The sequence below is a fragment of the Neorhizobium sp. 2083 genome (genome assembly GCF_031455615.1).
GTDB lineage: Bacteria > Pseudomonadota > Alphaproteobacteria > Rhizobiales > Rhizobiaceae > Neorhizobium.
Genome location: NZ_JAVDTC010000002.1, coordinates 203195 through 218502 on the forward strand (window position 1 = coordinate 203195; position 15308 = coordinate 218502).

Below are 15308 nucleotides of genomic sequence, written 5' to 3' on the forward strand. Positions count from 1 at the left end.
CTACTTCTGATAGCCTTTTGCTTTCATCCAGCCCTCGGGAAGCTCATCGCCTTCCATGGGCGGATTGTCGGGAACATTTTCGAGCGAGTTAAGAAAATCCTCTCGCGTCGCATTGCCAGCGCGTTTTTTTAGAAACTCCGCAGCGGTCTCAACCGCTCCGATTTTCTGAGCAACTGCTGACGCGATCCATTGATTCAAGGATACGCCGTCCTCTTTCGCCAGCCGCGTAGCGGCTGCCTTGATTGAAGCAGGAAGTTTCAACGGATATGTGTTTGTACTCATGTCCTGAGCTCCTCCAGCAATTCGCTAGGTCTTAGTATTCGAATTCCGAATGGCTTCCTTGCCTGATCGAAATCTCGAACATTGTGCGTTATCAATGCCTCAGCTCGGCCGTTGAGTGCTGCCTCAAGCACCATTTCGTCCTTTGCGTCCGAAAGCTGCGGGCGCCATTGATAATGAACGTCGACAGGCTCTGCCAGCGTCAGAAAACCCGCAAGAGCCCGGTCGATATCAGCCAACGCCATTCCATGAGCGTCTATATGTTCAGTTCTTTTGAGAACCGCTTCGTATTCGAGAAACAAGGCCACTGTGACAAGAGGCCTGATTTGCAGCGAGCCTATTAATTGCAGAATAGCGAAGGACGCTCCACCGCGACTTCGGTAACCGGCAGCCAGAACATTGGTATCGAGCACGAGCCGTTTCATCGACATTGACCATAATACATCCCATGGGATGTTTCAATGCCGCCTCGCCTCACCTGCGCCTCAACACCATTCCCCCGTGATAGAGCACGCCGTCGCGGAAATCCCCATCCGCGGTAAACCCGGTGTCGTCCTTGTAGTCGATATGGTCGCCGGTCACCCAGTAGCGGCCCTCATAGGCCTTCTCACGGGTGCCGCGCGCTTCCACGTAGCGGCCGTTCGGCAGCAGTTCGTGGCGGATGTGGTTGTCGTCGGTCACCCACATTCCGGCATAGGGATGTTCGGTCATCATCTTCTCCTGTTCCCTGATATCGTGGCCGAATGCCGTGACGCCCGCGACGAAGGCTGCGGCACATGCGGCGAGCGCCAGAGTCGCCCGGAAAGATCGGTCAGCCATTGAGGTGATCCCGCCTCGCCATCCGCTCGCGGCGGCTGCGTTGCATGCCGCGGGAGCGCTTGAGGAAGCCGCCGGCGACATCGGCGGCCCAATGGAAGGGGCTTTCAAGTAAGCGCTGGAAGTTGCTCATCACCATCTCCATTTTGTCCGGGCTGGTTCGATCGGACGAGCCGAATATGGTCGAAAGCGGGGAATGAGCGGTAGACCAGTCCTCCGGCATGATTGCACAATCCTCCGAAGCGCATTTGAAATGGCCGGCGGCACCACCATATGATGACCACATCACATCGCAGACATGCCGATTTTCATCGCATTCGCACTTTCAACCGAGACCCAGGATGGAAAAACTCGATCAGATCGCCCGGCTGATTGCACAAAACACCGATGAGGATGGCGTGTTCGAAACCGCGATCCCGCGCCTTTCGGTGATCCGCATGTCGACGCCGACCGAGCCGCTGCACGTCCTCCACGAGCCGGCGGTCTGCATCATCACGCAAGGTGCAAAGCAGGTCATGCTCGCCGACGAGATCTTTCGTTACACCCCCGGCCAGTATCTGGTCGTCTCGGTCGACATGCCCATCACCGGCCAAGTCATCGAGGCGACGCAGGAAGAGCCCTATCTCTGCCTGCGTCTCGATCTCGACCTGAAACTGTTGACCGAGATGCTGATCGACATGCCGACTGCGTCCGGCCAGCCGGTCATGCGCAAGAAATGCATCGGCCTCAGCCGGACCACCCTGGAATTCCTCGATGCCGCGCTTCGCCTCACCCAGCTTCTCGACCGCCCGGACGAGATCGCCTTTCTCGCACCGCTGATCGAGCGGGAACTGATGTTCCGGCTGCTGCGCGGCGACCAGGCCGAGATGATCCGCCAGATTCTCGCGCCCGAAAACCGGCTGCAGCAGGTCAACCGGGCGATTTCCTGGATCCGTCAGAACTTTTCCGCGCCCTTTTCGATCGAGCAGGTCGCGGTCGAGGCGCGCATGAGCACGTCGTCGCTGCATCAGCATTTTCGCGAGGTAACCGCGATGAGCCCGCTGCAATATCAGAAGCAGCTGCGCCTGCAGGAAGCCCGGCGCCTCATCCTCGGCAATGCCATGGATGCCGCCACCGCCGCCCATCAGGTCGGTTATGACAGCCCCTCGCAGTTCAGCCGCGAATACCGCCGCCTGTTCGGCGCTCCGCCGATCCAGGACATAACAAGGCTCAGAAGCGAGCCTGCCCGTTACGCCGAGGCCTAATTCACACCCTCGCGCAGAACACGTCGAGCGCGTCGAGTTTCACGACGCCCTTTTCCAGCCGCGACTCGAAGCCCGGCAGGTTGACCGGCAGGCTTTCGCCGAATCGTTTCGGCAGGGTGAAGTTTTGCGGCTCGCGGGTCAGGTTGAAGACGAACAGCAGCTTTTCGCCGCCCTTTTCGCGCACGAAGGCGAGCAGGTCCTGATTGGTGTCGAGGAAGGTCATGTCGCCGTCGACTAGCGGCGGATGCGCCTTGCGGAAGGAAAGCGCCGCCCGGTAGTGGTGCAGCACGGATTCCGGCAGCGCCTCCTGCGCATCGACGGCGCGGCTTGCATGTTCGCCCGGCACCGGCAGCCAGGTTTTCGAACCGGCGGTGAAGCCCGCATGCGGCTCCCCCGCTTCCCACACCATCGGCGTGCGGCATCCGTCGCGGCCCTTGAAGGCCGGCCAGAAGCGGATGCCGTAGGGATCGCGCAGATCCTCGAACGAGAGCTCCGCCTCGGTCAGCCCCAGCTCCTCGCCCTGATAGAGGCAGATCGAACCGCGCAGCACGGAAAGCAGCGTGATCGACAGTTTCGCGACGCGATCCTGCTCGGCCGGTGACTCGGCGAAGCGGGTCACATGGCGCACCACGTCATGGTTGGAAAACGCCCAGCACACCCAGCCGTTGGTGACTGTGTCCGCCACCGTCGTCATCACCTTGCGGATATAGGCCGCGTCGAAGGCGGGGCCCAGGAAATCGAAGGTGTAGCACATGTGCAGCTTGTCATTGCCGGTCGTGTAGAGCGCCAGCGTCGAGAGCGAACGCGGCCCGTCGCCCACCTCTCCGACGGTCGCGCGGCCGTCATAGCTGTCGAGCAGCGCCCGGAGCCGCTTCAGGAAGCCGATGTTTTCGGGCTGCGTCTTGTCATAGAGGTGGTTCTGCATGGAATAGGGATTGGTGTCCGTCTCCATGCCCGCCCCGTCGGTGTCGTAGACCATCGGCGGATTGTTGCGCAGCTGCTTGTCGTGGAAATAGTAGTTGACCGTATCGAGCCGGAAACCGTGCACGCCGCGATCGAGCCAGAAGCGCACCGTGTCCAGCATGGCGTTCTGGACGTCGGGATTGTGGAAGTTGAGGTCCGGCTGGGCGATCAGGAAGTTGTGCATGTAATATTGCTTGCGCACCCCGTCCCATTCCCAGCCCGGCCCGCCGAAGATCGACAGCCAGTTGGTCGGCGCCGTGCCGTCCGGCTTCGGATCGGCCCAGACATACCAGTCGGCCTTCGGATTGGTGCGGCTGGAACGGCTTTCGACGAACCACGGATGCCGGTCGGACGTGTGGGAAATCACCTGGTCGATGATCACCTTCAGCCCCAGGCGCTCGGCTTCCGCCATCATCTCGTCGAAATCGGCGAGCGCGCCGAACATCGGGTCGACATTGCAATAGTCGGACACGTCATAGCCCATGTCGGCCATCGGCGAGGTGAAGAAGGGCGAAAGCCAGATCGCATCGACGCCGAGCGAGGCGACATGCGGCAGGCGCGCGGTAATGCCCTTGATGTCGCCGATCCCGTCGCCGCTCGTGTCCTGAAAGGAGCGCGGATAGATCTGGTAGATCACCGCGCCGCGCCACCAGTTCGCATCGACTGCCTTCACCGCCTGTGTCGCCATCGTCCGACTCTCCTTTCTCCAATGTTCCAGCCCAACCTAGTGTCCCCCGTTCAAAAGACAACGCATAAGCAGGGCTCTGCGAAGTTGCCGAACCGCTCTCTTGCCACGGCGGAAACTTCGGCCTATGCGAGTTTCAAAATACGGGAGGGATGCAATTGGGCGGACGGCTTCTTTCGATCGGCGAGTGCATGGTGGAGCTGTCGCAGGCGGGCGAAGGCCTGCTGCGCAAGGGCTTTGCCGGCGATACGTTCAACACCGCCTGGTATGCCCGCGCCTGCCTGCCGGCCGAATGGTCGGTGGATTATTTCACCGCCGTCGGCGACGATCCCCTGTCGACCGAAATGCTGTCGATGATGAGGGATGCCGGCATCGGCACGAGCTTCATCCGCCGCATCGAAGGCAAGACGCCCGGCCTCTATCTGATCACGCTGAAGAATGGCGAACGCACCTTCAGCTACTGGCGCGACACCGCCGCCGCAAAGAAGCTCGCCGACGATGCGGATCATCTGCGCTCAGCGATCGAATCCGCCAACATCCTCTATTTCTCCGGCATCACGCTCGGCATCCTTGGCCCCGAAGCGGTCGAGACGCTGCTGTCGGAACTGCGCCGCGCCAAGGCTTCCGGCAAGACGGTCGCCTTCGACCCGAACATCCGCCCCCGCCTCTGGCCGAACAGGGAGTATATGCTGAAGACGATCGAGGCCGGCGCCCGTGCCGCCTCCCTCGTGCTGCCGAGCTTCGACGACGAGACCACCCATTTCGGCGACGTGACGGTGTCAGACACGATCGCCCGCTACCACGCGCTCGGCGTCGAGAACGTGGTCGTCAAGAACGGTGCGGATGGCGCGACGCTGAGTTTTGGCGAAACCGGCGCCGTCCACGTCCCATCGGTCAGAACAACCCAGGTCGTCGATACCACCAGCGCCGGCGACAGCTTTAACGGCGCCTTCCTGTCCCGCCTCGTCCGCGGCATCCCGCCGGCACAGGCGGCCGCCTACGGCGCCTCTGTCGCCTCGGTCGTCATCGGCCATCACGGTGCCCTGATCAGCCCGGCGCTGCTGCCGGGTTAAGACACCGCCGGCCCCGACGGCCAGACGCAGCGCGGGCGCCGAAACAGACGCCATTTCCCGCTCTTTTCGGGGCCTGTCATCAATCAATTCTCAGTCATTGTCTGGGAGAGTGGCGCGGCTTCCGATGGCTCCCAACGAGGAAATGAAATGCGTATCGCTCTTGCCGCCCTGACCGTCCTCTTCCTGTCCCCGGCGGCATACTCCGCTCCGATCGACGCGCTCACCAAGGCCGAGGAAAAGACCTACGAGGCATGGGGAAAGCTCGGCCTGACGGAGCGCCTGGTGACCTTCGTCACCGCCCCCTCCACCGGCTACGGCATCTACCAGGAGAAGCAGTCCAGCATTTTCAAGCAGGGCGAAAAGGTCATCACCTATGTCGAGCCGATCGGCTACGGCTGGAAAGAGCTTCCCCACGACATGTATGAACTCAACTTCGTATCCGACCTGAAGATCAAGGCGGCGAACGGCGACGTCATGCTCGACAAGAAGGCCTTCTCCACAAATGTTCTGCAGAGCCACAACGCCAACATGGAATTCTCCATGGACTTCACCTTGACGCTGACGGGCGCGCCGGCCGGCAAATACACCCTGACCTACACGATCCACGATATGAGCGGCGACCAGACGTCGACATTCGATCAGGAATTCACCATCGCCGCCGAATAGTCCACCCGGCGCCGGCTGCCCTCGCCCGAGCGTCAGCCGGCGATCCGGAAGGGTATCGGGAATCGGCGAATTGGCCGCATTCACGCCATGTCGGTGTGAATGAAATCCTCGCCCTTGTAGGCGATGCTTTGTCTCGATGATCAAAAAGTCAGAACTATCAGAGATCGTCCCAGAGTTCGTCAATGAACGCCTTCCGGTCGAACTTTGGATTCGAAGGTCCGAGCGCCTTGGCCATGGCAAGTGCCCTTTCCAATCGTTCCTCCAGGGGCACTTTCGCCTTCCCCCCTTCCGGAAGCCACGGAAGAGCAACCGGCTTCCCAGCAAGTTCTTCGTCCCTAATGAAAAGAGGCATGAAGATATCTCCTTAGAGAACCGGATATCACATCGGCCTTTGTCCAACAATTGAACGTCGGCCCCCGACATGCCTCCTTCATCACTCTGTTACAATCCTTGGCGATAGAGGGCTGAAAACGCTCCGTCACACGCGAGTCGTGGATGGAGCGGCAACCGGGTTCGGCCTTTCATGACAAGAATAACCATCGTGACGGATGCCTGGTACCCTCAGGTGAACGGCGTCGTCCGTTCGATCGAGAATACCAACCGCGAACTCGCCCGGATGGGCGTCGACGTGACCATGGTGACGCCGCAGGATTTCACCAGCGTCCCCTGCCCCACCTATCCGGAAATCCGCCTCTCGGTCGCCACGTCCTGGCAGGTTGCCACCGCCATCGAGGCGTCGATGCCGACCGCCGTGCACATCGCCACCGAAGGCCCGCTCGGCCTGCTTGCCCGCCGCTGGTGCCTCAAGAACCACATTCCGTTCTCGACCAGCTACCACACCCGCTTTCCGGAATATGTGTCGGCGCGTTTCCCGATCCCGGTCCGCTGGCTGCACGCCTTCGTGCGCTGGTTCCACAATGCCGGCAACGGCTGCATGGTGGCGACCGCAAGCCTCGAGCGCGAGCTCTCGAAGCTCGGGCTGAAGAACCTGCTGCGCTGGAGCCGGGGCATCGACCAGACCATGTTCCACCCGATGGATCTCGACGAAAGGCCCTTCGACCTGCCGCGCCCGATCTTCATGACCGTCGGCCGCGTCGCGGTGGAAAAAAACCTGCCCGCCTTCCTCGATCTCGATCTTCCCGGCTCCAAGGTCGTGGTCGGCGACGGCCCGGCCCGCGCCGATCTGCAGAGACGGTATCCGAACGTGCTGTTCACCGGCATGAAGACCGGCGACGATCTCGCCCGCGCCTATGCCCAGGCCGACGTCTTCGTCTTTCCGTCGAAGACCGACACGTTCGGCAACACGATCCTCGAAGCGCTGGCAAGCGGCGTGCCGGTCGCGGCCTACCCGGTCACCGGCCCGATCGACATCATCGAGGAGGGTTCCGGCGCCGGCGCGCTGAGCGAAGATCTGCGCGAAGCATGCCTTGCGGCGCTGAACTGCTCACGCGAAAACGCCCGGACGCTTGCCCGCAAGTTCACCTGGGAAGCGGCGTCGAAACAGTTTTTGAACAATGTGATGATCGCTCAGGGCAAACCGAAACTGCCCGCCCCGCGCGGCGGAATTCGGCCTTCGGCGGTATAGGCGCAAACCCTCTCGCGGCTGCTGGCTCAGGGCTGCCCCCTCATCCGCCCTGCCGGGCACCTTCTCCCCGTTTTGACGGGGAGAAGGAAACGATGCCGCACCGCTCCCGCTAACCTCACCGCTGCAAAATGACGGCCGCAATCCGAGGCAGCGGTTGGAACCGAGAGCTTGCGGCTTGCATCCTTCTCCCCGTCAAAACGGGGAGAAGGTGGCGGCAGCCGGATGAGGGGCAGCCCCAAGCGCCATCCAAAAGAGACGCAGTCCCGAAACCCCTAACGCTTCTTCTTGCGCCCCTCGAACGGATTTTCGCCCGCCTTGAAATGCATGCGGATCGGCACGCCCGGAATGTCGAAATCCGTCCGCAACCCGTTGATCAGGTAGCGGACATAACTTTCCGGCAGCGCGTCGGGCCTGGTGCAGGACACCATGAAAGCCGGCGGACGGGATTTCACCTGGGTCATGTATTTGAGCTTGAGGCGGCGACCCGATACCGCCGGTGGCGGATGCTGGGTCTGCACGCTGTCGAGCCAGCGATTAAGCCTTGCGGTCGAGATGCGCTTGTTCCACACCCGGTCGGTGTCGATGATGTTCTGCATCAGCTTGTCGAGCCCGTAGCCCGTCTGGCCGGAGATCGGCACGGCGCGAAGCCCGCGCGCCTGCGGCAGCAGGCGCTCGGTCTTTTCGCGCAGATCGGCCAGCACCGCCTGCGTGTCCTCGACCAGGTCCCACTTGTTGAAGGCGAGCACGGCGGCACGGCCTTCGCGCAGCACCAGGTCCACGAGCTGCAGGTCCTGCTTTTCGAACGGGATGGTCGCGTCGAAAACGATCACCACCGTCTCGGCGAACCGGATCGACCGGAGCGAATCCGCCACCGACAGCTTTTCGAGCTTTTCCTGGACGCGCGCCTTGCGGCGCATGCCGGCGGTGTCGAACATCTTGATGGTGCGGCCGCGCCAGTCCCACTCGACCGAGATACTGTCGCGGGTAATGCCCGCCTCCGGCCCGGTCAGCAGCCGGTCCTCGCCGAGGAAACGGTTGATCAGCGTCGATTTGCCGGCATTCGGGCGGCCGATGATGGCGACGCGCAGCGGCTTGGTCTCGTCATATTCCGGCTCGGACTCGTCCTCGTCCGAAAAATCGCTGTCCCGGACGTCGATATCGGTTTCCGCCTCGTCGTCGTCTTCCGGAAACGCCCGCTCCTCGCCGAGCGCCTCGACGATCGCGTCGCGCAGGTCGATCATCCCCTGGCCGTGTTCGGCCGAGATCGGCACCGGTTCGCCCAAGCCGAGCGTATAGGCATCGTAGAACCCTGCGTCGGAACCGCGCGCTTCCGACTTGTTGGCGACCAGCACGACCGGCTTGCCGCTACGGCGCAGGAGCTCGCCGAATGTCTTGTCGAGCGGCGTCAGGCCGGACTTGGCGTCGACCACGAACAGCGTCAGGTCGGCATCGTCGATCGCCGCCTCGGTTTGGGCGCGCATGCGGCCTTCGAGTGTATCGGGACCGGCCTCCTCGAGACCGGCGGTATCGATGATCGTGAACTTCAGATCGATGAGTTTGGCGTCGCCCGGCCGGCGGTCGCGGGTGACACCCGGCGTGTCGTCGACAAGCGCCAGCTTCTTTCCAACCAGACGATTGAAAAGCGTGGACTTGCCGACATTCGGGCGTCCGACGATGGCGACGGTGAAACTCATTCTGTTGTCCTTAAAGCCCTGGGCGAAAACCGTCAGGGCGCCTTGCCGGAAGAGGCGATGTTGTCGAGCATGATCTGCGCGCGGTTGGCGACGTTGCGCGGCGCAGAGGCGTCATTGGCGATCTGCTGGAACCATTCCTTGGCCTGCGCGATCTTGCCGGCCTTGTAGGCGGCAAGGCCGAGCGCCTCGCGGGCGGAATTGGCGAGCGGATTGGCTGGCACCGCCATCGGCTGCACCTCTGCGGCCACCTGTTCATAGGTGCCGTTGTCGATCAGCAGCCATGCGGCGCGCATCCGGGCCAGGTCACGCATCGCCTGCGGCGCCTTGGCGTCCTTGCCGACCGCCGAGAAGGTGGCGATCGCGCCGGCCGCATCGCCCTTCGACTGCTGCACCGAACCGGCGCGCAGCCTGGCGAGCACGGGATAGGCGCCGGTGCCGCTCTTTTCGAGCGCGTCGAATGCGGCAAGCGCCTCGTCGTTCTTGTTTTCCGAGGCGAGCTTCAGGGCCGCCAGGAAACGGTCGCCGGACTGCGAGGAATTATGCGTGTCCCAGTACTGGTAACCGCGATAGGCGGCGGTGCCGACGACGATCAGCACGGCGACCGCGATCACGATCCGGCCGTAACGCTGCCATGCGCCCCTGAACTGGTCGGAACGAAGTTCCTCGTTCACTTCGCGAATAAAACTGTCGTCGTCCTGCGCCATCAAAGTCTCCGGCCCAACCGGCCCATCATGCGGAAAAGCGCCTTCTAGCCTATTTTCCCGGAGATGTAAGGCCCCCCTTAACGTCTGTCGCGCAAAAGTGGCTGCCGGTTTTGTGAAGACCGCAGGCGTAAGGGGAAAATGCATCCTGACGGTCCTGCGGCGGGAATCGCCGTTTCGCCCCACCCGTTCAAAGCTTCGCCTTATTCGGCGGTCACAAAGCCCGCTGCTTTTCGCCATGATTCAGGTGCCCGATGCGTTCGCTTGCCTTTCCATTCGCCTTCTGCCTCCTTGCAGCCCCGATCGCGGCGGAGGCCGCCGACAATACCGCCGGCAAGCCGAAACAGCTGGTCATGGTCTCCTTCGACGGTGCCGGCGCCAACACGTTGTGGCAGCGCAGCCGCGACATCGCCAAACGCGTCAATGGCCATTTCACCTATTTCCTCTCCTGCACGCTGGTCATCGAACGGGCCAATGCCAGGAGCTACCAGGGGCCGCACGAGAAGCCTGGCAAGTCGAATATCGGTTTTGCCCAAACAGCCGCGGAAGCCCGCGAACGGCTCGGCCATGTCTGGCAGGCGCATCTGGAAGGCCACGATATTTCCAGCCATACCTGCGGCCATTTCGACGGCAAGGATTGGACGGCGGCCGATTGGACCGCCGAGTTCGCCACCTTTCACGATGTGCTGACCAATGCCTGGAAGACGGCGGGCGCAGGATCGGAGGAACCGGCAGGCTGGAAGGATTTCGTCGCAACCGGCATCAACGGTTTCCGCGCTCCCTATTTCTCCACCAGCCCCGGCCTGGTCGAGGCCGAAAGGCAGGCAGGCATCCGTTATGACGCCAGCCTCGTCACCAAGGGCCCCGCCATGCCGGAGCAGAAGGGCGGCCTCATCCGCTTCGGTCTGCCGCTCATTCCGGAAGGCCCCTCCGATCGGCCGATCATCGCCATGGACTACAACCTCTTCATCCGCCATTCCGGCGGCATCGACAATCCGAGCAGTTCCGCCGAATTCGAGGAGCGCGCCTATTCCGCTTTCAAGACCGCCTTCGACAAGGAATACGATGGCGACCGCATCCCGCTCCAGATCGGCCTGCATTTCGTCGAGATGAACGGCGGCGCCTATTGGCGGGCGATGGAACGGCTGGTGACGGATGTCTGCGTCCGGGAGGACGTCGCTTGCGTGAGTTATTCGGAGGCGATCAGATTGATCCGCGAGCGGGAGAAACCGCGGGTGGCGTCGGGGCTGTAGGAGCGGCTTCTGGCTGCATAAAAGCAACCGGAGATCGACTGTCCACCCTCATTCCTGTGCTTGTCACAGGAATCCAGCCGCGCCGCGTCGGCGGTGCGAAAGACCCTTCGTAATCACGTCCCTCCGGCCAGGAGGTCGGGGACGTTTCCTCCCGTCCATGAAAAACCCGCCCAACTCTATCAAGCCCTTAGCGGCTTTCACTTCCCCATTCATCCCCGCCTCTCCGAAACCATCCCATAATCGCCCCGTCATCGGATGGGAAACCGGGTTCGCGAACCGGCCTCCGCCAAGGGTTTTCGGACCCCGGTTTTCGGTGATGGCTGTCGAACGTGGCGCAACGGGAACTGACAAGTCCCGCAAAACTGCAGGAAACGGTCGGGGCAGGTGGAAAACCTGAATACCCAATACCTCTTGGAATACCCCGCCTGCCCCATTCCCAAACCAAAACCGCGCCGGAGTGACGTCCGGCGCGGCCAAGGGTGCTGTCTGAAACTGCCGCAAAATCAGTAAGGCCGGTCGGCCGCGATCTCCCCGCCCTCAGCTTCCCGCTCCAGATAATGCTGGTCGATTTCCGGCAGCGGCTTGTCGTCGATAGCGGCTTCGAAGGCGACAAGGCGCTTGTGAATCGACAGAAGCTCGATAATCGTCGACCAGTAATTTACAAGATACTGGAACGAGTTGCTGACCTCCCCGAAGGCTGTAGATATTTGCTGCCATATCCCAAGCGTAATCTTAGCTGCAACAAATGTTGGAACCAAAATAAACAGCAGGAATATCGCGTCGATCTGACTGTATCCGTATCTTGCGACGTTAAAATAAAGATAGTGCCAGTACATCCGGAAATAGTTACGCCGCACGTTGGAGAAAAGCTCGCCGACAGTTACGGGTTGGGCGCGATCTTGGTGATCCTCGCCATACACGAGCTCCTTGCGATAGGCCGCTTCAACGCGTTGATTCCGAAAATTTAAGCCCGGCAACTTGATGCCAGCAAATGCTAGAAGCAACGTACCGAACAGAGACCAACCGATCGCCAACCAGAACAAGGCGTGCGGAATGGCGCCTATGACCGGTAGATCGCTGACATACTTCGACATTTCGAAAAGGATGGGGAGGAAAACGACCAACGTCATGACGGAGTTGATGAGAACAACGCCTAGGCCTTCCAAAATATTGGCAAACCGCATCGTGTCTTCTTGAACACGCTGCGAAGCGCCTTCGATATGCCGAAGTTTGTCCCACTTCGACATATAATAATCGTTCATCGCCGTTCTCCAGCGAAACACGTAATGGTTTGTGAAAAATGCGGTTACGACGTTCAGGGCGACGCTCACCATACCTATTTCAAAATAGCGCAGGATCAGATCGTAAAACTGCCCGTCGGTAATGCCAGGCTCTTTGGCCAATGCCCTCTGCAGTAGGTCAAAAAATGGGCCGCGCCAATTATTCATGGCGACTGATATCTGAACGACAAAATAAGCTATAAATATAATAAATGCCGATCCCCAGATGGACCAGTTCGACCAGGGATGATTCCGATCGATCAGCTTCCATGCAATGCCGAAAATCAAAACGAAAATCGTAAAGTAAAGATAGAACCACAAATTATCTGGAGAGAAGAAGAAAGCCAGGCCGATCGGCGCCTTTTCTCCCGCGGCAAGTGGAGGAAGCCCAATCGCAGTACCCATTTGCGGCCCAACCGCATACCAGACGAAGATGCACACTATCGTCCATACGGCAGCCGAAATGAAGAACAGTTTCGGTTTTGGAAAGAAGGAGTGGAACACGGAGCTTTGGCTTTCCTGAGTTCGAGTCGGCGGGATGTCGGAAACGACTGTTGAGCCGGAAACTAAGGCAGTTCCAAGGGGGCGGCAATGGCCGCGCCGCTTTGTTACGCAATTGTAACCACGGGATTATTAGGAAGCGCTGCGCGCAACCGGCAGTGCGAGGAGAACGCAGACCACGAGTGCCGCCGCGGCAATCAGGGTCGGGGCGACGAAACTGCCGCTCCCCTGAGCGATCCAGCCGGCCACCAGCGGGCCGATGATCTGGCCGGTGCCGAAGGCGGCGGTGGCGGAGGCCAGCGCCCGGCGCGGGCTTTCAGGCGACAGTTTCCGGCCGATCTGGAGGCCATAGGCGGTGATCACCATGAAGGTGATGCCGAGCAGCAACCCGCCGGCAATCGCGCCTGATGTCGGCGGCAGCGCGACCGAACCGAGCACGCCGACCGTCTGCAGGCCGAGCGCCGCGGCATAGGCCTTGGCAAGCCCGAAACGGTTGACTACCGGCCGCCAGAGCATCAGCGAGACGGCCGCCGCCGAGCCGGTCAGGAACCAGGCGAGGAATTCGACGATCGGCCCGGCATTCCCCATCCGCGCGATGGTGACGAGGAAGGTCGCAGTGATCACGTAACCAAAACCGAACAGGCCGTAGGAGGCGGTGAGCAGCACCAGCGGCCTGCTCCAGACAAGCGGCGGCTCGACCACCGAACCGGTGCCGACCGCCTGCCTCGGCAGGATCCGGGCGACGATGCCGAACACCACGAACACGATCGCCGCACCGGCGAGCCAGTTCAGCTGCCAGCCATGCGCCCAACCGAGCGAATTGGCGCCCGACATCGCGTTGACGGCGAAGACCAGCGCCGAGGACAAAGCGATGCCGAGCCCGACGCCGCCGAAATGCAGGACGTTCACATTGTCGCGGCCGACCGCGTAGGGCAGCACGATCGACGAGGTGAAGATCATCGCCAGCGCGCTCGCCACGCCCGCCAGAAACCGGATGACGATGAAAGCGACGACGGATTCCGTCACCGCCATGGCGGCGAGCAGGATCGCGGTCGCCAGAAGCCCGCCCAGCGCCACCTGCCGTTCGCGCCCGGCCGCCCAGCCATAGGCCGAGAGGATGGCACCCGCGAGATAACCGGCGAAATTGCCCGCCGCGATATAACCCGCATCGGCCGCCGAAAGCGGGATGCCGGTCATCATGCCGGGCAGGATCGGCGTATAGACGAAACGCCCGAAACCCATTGCCGCCGCCATGGCGATGGAGCCGGCGAAACCGATCAAGAGGGGGCGGCCGGAATAGCTCGTATTGATCTGCAGCATGGGACGGTTATCGCAGCCGGGGCGGACTGCGGCAAATCAGGAATTTTCATCGCAGCGATGCAGCGGAATGATCGTTCATATATACGTGATCGCGCATATGCGGAAACGAATTGGTGCAGCGCATTAACGAAACCGTCTTGCTGCTGACATGAATGCGGGACAATGTCTCGACCATCGCCATCGGGGCGCGGAGGCATGCGCATGGAACATGACCTTACCCTATCCGAAGTGCTCGTCGATCCCTTGATCGCCCAGCTTCGTCAGGCCGACTCTGTCGGTTACGCCGCTTTTGCGCAGTTGCTGCAAAGCGCGGCGCGCGTCCATACGCGCCAGATGCTCGGAAACCTCCAGACGGAGCGCACCGACGCGTTCTATGACCGCGTCGCTCCCGCGTCGCGCGGCACCAAACACAACTGACCCAACTGCCGGTACGGCAGCGGTCTCCGCTCAATCCGCGAGAGTGAGGATCAGCGGCCCGTTCCGGGTCGCGACGATCGTATGCTCGTATTGTACCGTCGGTGCCTTCGGGTCGCTGTAGAGCGTCCAGGGATCGCCGTTGTCCCCGTCCTCGGCCCAGTTGGCGCCGAGCGACAGGAAGGGCTCGACGGTGAACACCAGCCCGTCCTCCATCGAACGCGTCTCATGGCGGTCAGGCCAGGTCGGGATTTCCTTCGGCTCGTCATGCAGCGTCAGCCCGATGCCGTGGCTCGAAAGATTGGTGATCAGCGTATAGCGGTTCTTCTTGGCAAACGTGCCGATCGCATTGCCGATCCCGGACAGCGGCTTGCCCGCCTTCACCTGCTGCAGCCCGGTCCAGAGTGCCCGGCGGCCGTCGCGGCAGAGTTTCTCGATCTCGCGCTTTACCGGCGGCACCGCATAGGAGGCGCCCGTATCGCCGAAGAAACCGTCCTTGACCGCCGACACGTCGATATTGACGAGATCGCCCGCCTGGATCACCCGGTCGCCCGGAATGCCATGGGCGACTTCCTCGTTGACGCTGATGCAGGTGGCGCCGGGAAACTGGTAGCAGGTCTCCGGTGCCGACTGCGCGCCGTTCTCCTCGAGGAACCTGCGGCCGATCGCATCGAGCTCGCGGGTGGTGATGCCCGGCTCCAGCGACTTCGCCATCATCTCCATCGCCTGCGCGCAAAGCCTGCCGATATCCTTCAGCTTGGCCAGTTCGTCCTCGGTGGAGATAACCATGGTTGCCTTACGTCCTAACGCGTCGAAACTCGATCAGGCGGCCGG

The 15308-nt window shown here is 61.6% G+C and carries 17 protein-coding genes; 6 read left to right on the forward strand and 11 right to left on the reverse strand.

Annotated elements, in window-relative coordinates:
- The 4 genes from J2X76_RS09045 to J2X76_RS09060 form a co-directional block, all read right to left on the reverse strand.
- The gene (locus J2X76_RS09045; RefSeq protein WP_113126686.1) at positions 1 to 282 is read right to left on the reverse strand and encodes a toxin-antitoxin system HicB family antitoxin; all 282 of its coding nucleotides are present in this window, start codon (positions 280 to 282) and stop codon (positions 1 to 3) included.
- Positions 279 to 692, reverse strand: coding sequence for a putative toxin-antitoxin system toxin component, PIN family (locus J2X76_RS09050; RefSeq protein WP_310215146.1), 414 nt, complete (start codon positions 690 to 692; stop codon positions 279 to 281). The genes J2X76_RS09045 and J2X76_RS09050 overlap by 4 nt, the downstream gene beginning before the upstream one ends.
- 61 nt (positions 693 to 753) lie before the next feature.
- Complete coding sequence (locus J2X76_RS09055; RefSeq protein ID WP_310215148.1) at positions 754 to 1098, reverse strand: Atu4866 domain-containing protein; 345 nt, start codon at positions 1096 to 1098, stop codon at positions 754 to 756.
- On the reverse strand, positions 1091 to 1318 hold the full coding sequence (locus J2X76_RS09060) for a hypothetical protein (protein ID WP_310215150.1): 228 nt from the start codon (positions 1316 to 1318) through the stop codon (positions 1091 to 1093). The genes J2X76_RS09055 and J2X76_RS09060 overlap by 8 nt, the downstream gene beginning before the upstream one ends.
- A 118-nt stretch (positions 1319 to 1436) precedes the next feature.
- Between J2X76_RS09060 and J2X76_RS09065 the strand changes: the two genes are divergently transcribed.
- The gene (locus J2X76_RS09065) at positions 1437 to 2339 is read left to right on the forward strand and encodes an AraC family transcriptional regulator (RefSeq protein WP_310215153.1); all 903 of its coding nucleotides are present in this window, start codon (positions 1437 to 1439) and stop codon (positions 2337 to 2339) included.
- A 1-nt stretch (position 2340) separates the two neighbouring features.
- Here J2X76_RS09065 and J2X76_RS09070 read toward each other — a convergent pair whose 3' ends face one another.
- Positions 2341 to 3990, reverse strand: a complete 1650-nt coding sequence (locus J2X76_RS09070) for an alpha-glucosidase family protein (protein ID WP_310215156.1) — start codon at positions 3988 to 3990, stop codon at positions 2341 to 2343.
- Between the two features lie 155 nt (positions 3991 to 4145).
- Between J2X76_RS09070 and J2X76_RS09075 the strand changes: the two genes are divergently transcribed.
- On the forward strand, positions 4146 to 5060 hold the full coding sequence (locus tag J2X76_RS09075; protein WP_310215158.1) for a sugar kinase: 915 nt from the start codon (positions 4146 to 4148) through the stop codon (positions 5058 to 5060).
- Between the two features lie 147 nt (positions 5061 to 5207).
- On the forward strand, positions 5208 to 5726 hold the full coding sequence (locus tag J2X76_RS09080; RefSeq protein ID WP_310215161.1) for a hypothetical protein: 519 nt from the start codon (positions 5208 to 5210) through the stop codon (positions 5724 to 5726).
- Between the two features lie 157 nt (positions 5727 to 5883).
- On the opposite strand, the gene J2X76_RS09085 is transcribed toward J2X76_RS09080, so the two are convergent.
- Positions 5884 to 6078, reverse strand: coding sequence for a hypothetical protein (locus J2X76_RS09085; RefSeq protein ID WP_310215163.1), 195 nt, complete (start codon positions 6076 to 6078; stop codon positions 5884 to 5886).
- 171 nt (positions 6079 to 6249) lie between these two features.
- Here J2X76_RS09085 and J2X76_RS09090 point away from each other — a divergent pair, with 171 nt between their 5' ends.
- A complete protein-coding gene (locus J2X76_RS09090) occupies positions 6250 to 7311 on the forward strand; it encodes a glycosyltransferase family 1 protein (RefSeq protein ID WP_113126680.1) in 1062 nt (353 codons plus the stop codon).
- 272 nt (positions 7312 to 7583) lie between these two features.
- On the opposite strand, the gene der is transcribed toward J2X76_RS09090, so the two are convergent.
- Entirely contained in the window at positions 7584 to 9005 is a 1422-nt protein-coding gene (gene der, locus J2X76_RS09095; RefSeq protein ID WP_113284108.1) for a ribosome biogenesis GTPase Der, read from the reverse strand.
- A gap of 32 nt (positions 9006 to 9037) precedes the next feature.
- Positions 9038 to 9709, reverse strand: coding sequence for a tetratricopeptide repeat protein (locus tag J2X76_RS09100; RefSeq protein ID WP_113126678.1), 672 nt, complete (start codon positions 9707 to 9709; stop codon positions 9038 to 9040).
- A gap of 251 nt (positions 9710 to 9960) precedes the next feature.
- Between J2X76_RS09100 and J2X76_RS09105 the strand changes: the two genes are divergently transcribed.
- On the forward strand, positions 9961 to 10959 hold the full coding sequence (locus J2X76_RS09105; protein ID WP_310215167.1) for a polysaccharide deacetylase: 999 nt from the start codon (positions 9961 to 9963) through the stop codon (positions 10957 to 10959).
- Positions 10960 to 11462: 503 nt separating this feature from the next.
- Here J2X76_RS09105 and sbmA read toward each other — a convergent pair.
- Positions 11463 to 12743 carry a peptide antibiotic transporter SbmA gene (sbmA, locus tag J2X76_RS09110; protein ID WP_310215169.1) on the reverse strand — a complete coding sequence of 427 codons (1281 nt, stop codon included), beginning with the start codon at positions 12741 to 12743 and terminating at the stop codon, positions 11463 to 11465.
- Positions 12744 to 12872: 129 nt separating this feature from the next.
- The gene (locus J2X76_RS09115) at positions 12873 to 14060 is read right to left on the reverse strand and encodes a YbfB/YjiJ family MFS transporter (protein ID WP_113126675.1); all 1188 of its coding nucleotides are present in this window, start codon (positions 14058 to 14060) and stop codon (positions 12873 to 12875) included.
- Positions 14061 to 14261: 201 nt separating this feature from the next.
- On the opposite strand from J2X76_RS09115, the gene J2X76_RS09120 reads away from it, so the two are divergent.
- A complete protein-coding gene (locus J2X76_RS09120; protein WP_162732132.1) occupies positions 14262 to 14477 on the forward strand; it encodes a hypothetical protein in 216 nt (71 codons plus the stop codon).
- Positions 14478 to 14507: 30 nt separating this feature from the next.
- On the opposite strand, the gene map is transcribed toward J2X76_RS09120, so the two are convergent.
- Positions 14508 to 15263 carry a type I methionyl aminopeptidase gene (map, locus tag J2X76_RS09125; RefSeq protein WP_310215174.1) on the reverse strand — a complete coding sequence of 252 codons (756 nt, stop codon included), beginning with the start codon at positions 15261 to 15263 and terminating at the stop codon, positions 14508 to 14510.
- Positions 15264 to 15308 lie beyond the last annotated feature (45 nt).

Coding starts and splice junctions, on each gene's coding strand:
- J2X76_RS09045 (WP_113126686.1), bottom strand. CDS start 282: ATGAGTACAAACACATATCCGTTGAAACTTCCTGCTTCAATCAAGGCA.
- J2X76_RS09055 (WP_310215148.1), bottom strand. CDS start 1,098: ATGGCTGACCGATCTTTCCGGGCGACTCTGGCGCTCGCCGCATGTGCC.
- J2X76_RS09060 (WP_310215150.1), bottom strand. CDS start 1,318: ATGCCGGAGGACTGGTCTACCGCTCATTCCCCGCTTTCGACCATATTC.
- J2X76_RS09065 (WP_310215153.1), top strand. CDS start 1,437: ATGGAAAAACTCGATCAGATCGCCCGGCTGATTGCACAAAACACCGAT.
- J2X76_RS09070 (WP_310215156.1), bottom strand. CDS start 3,990: ATGGCGACACAGGCGGTGAAGGCAGTCGATGCGAACTGGTGGCGCGGC.
- J2X76_RS09080 (WP_310215161.1), top strand. CDS start 5,208: ATGCGTATCGCTCTTGCCGCCCTGACCGTCCTCTTCCTGTCCCCGGCG.
- J2X76_RS09085 (WP_310215163.1), bottom strand. CDS start 6,078: ATGCCTCTTTTCATTAGGGACGAAGAACTTGCTGGGAAGCCGGTTGCT.
- J2X76_RS09090 (WP_113126680.1), top strand. CDS start 6,250: ATGACAAGAATAACCATCGTGACGGATGCCTGGTACCCTCAGGTGAAC.
- der (WP_113284108.1), bottom strand. CDS start 9,005: ATGAGTTTCACCGTCGCCATCGTCGGACGCCCGAATGTCGGCAAGTCC.
- J2X76_RS09100 (WP_113126678.1), bottom strand. CDS start 9,709: ATGGCGCAGGACGACGACAGTTTTATTCGCGAAGTGAACGAGGAACTT.
- J2X76_RS09105 (WP_310215167.1), top strand. CDS start 9,961: ATGCGTTCGCTTGCCTTTCCATTCGCCTTCTGCCTCCTTGCAGCCCCG.
- J2X76_RS09115 (WP_113126675.1), bottom strand. CDS start 14,060: ATGCTGCAGATCAATACGAGCTATTCCGGCCGCCCCCTCTTGATCGGT.
- J2X76_RS09120 (WP_162732132.1), top strand. CDS start 14,262: ATGGAACATGACCTTACCCTATCCGAAGTGCTCGTCGATCCCTTGATC.
- map (WP_310215174.1), bottom strand. CDS start 15,263: ATGGTTATCTCCACCGAGGACGAACTGGCCAAGCTGAAGGATATCGGC.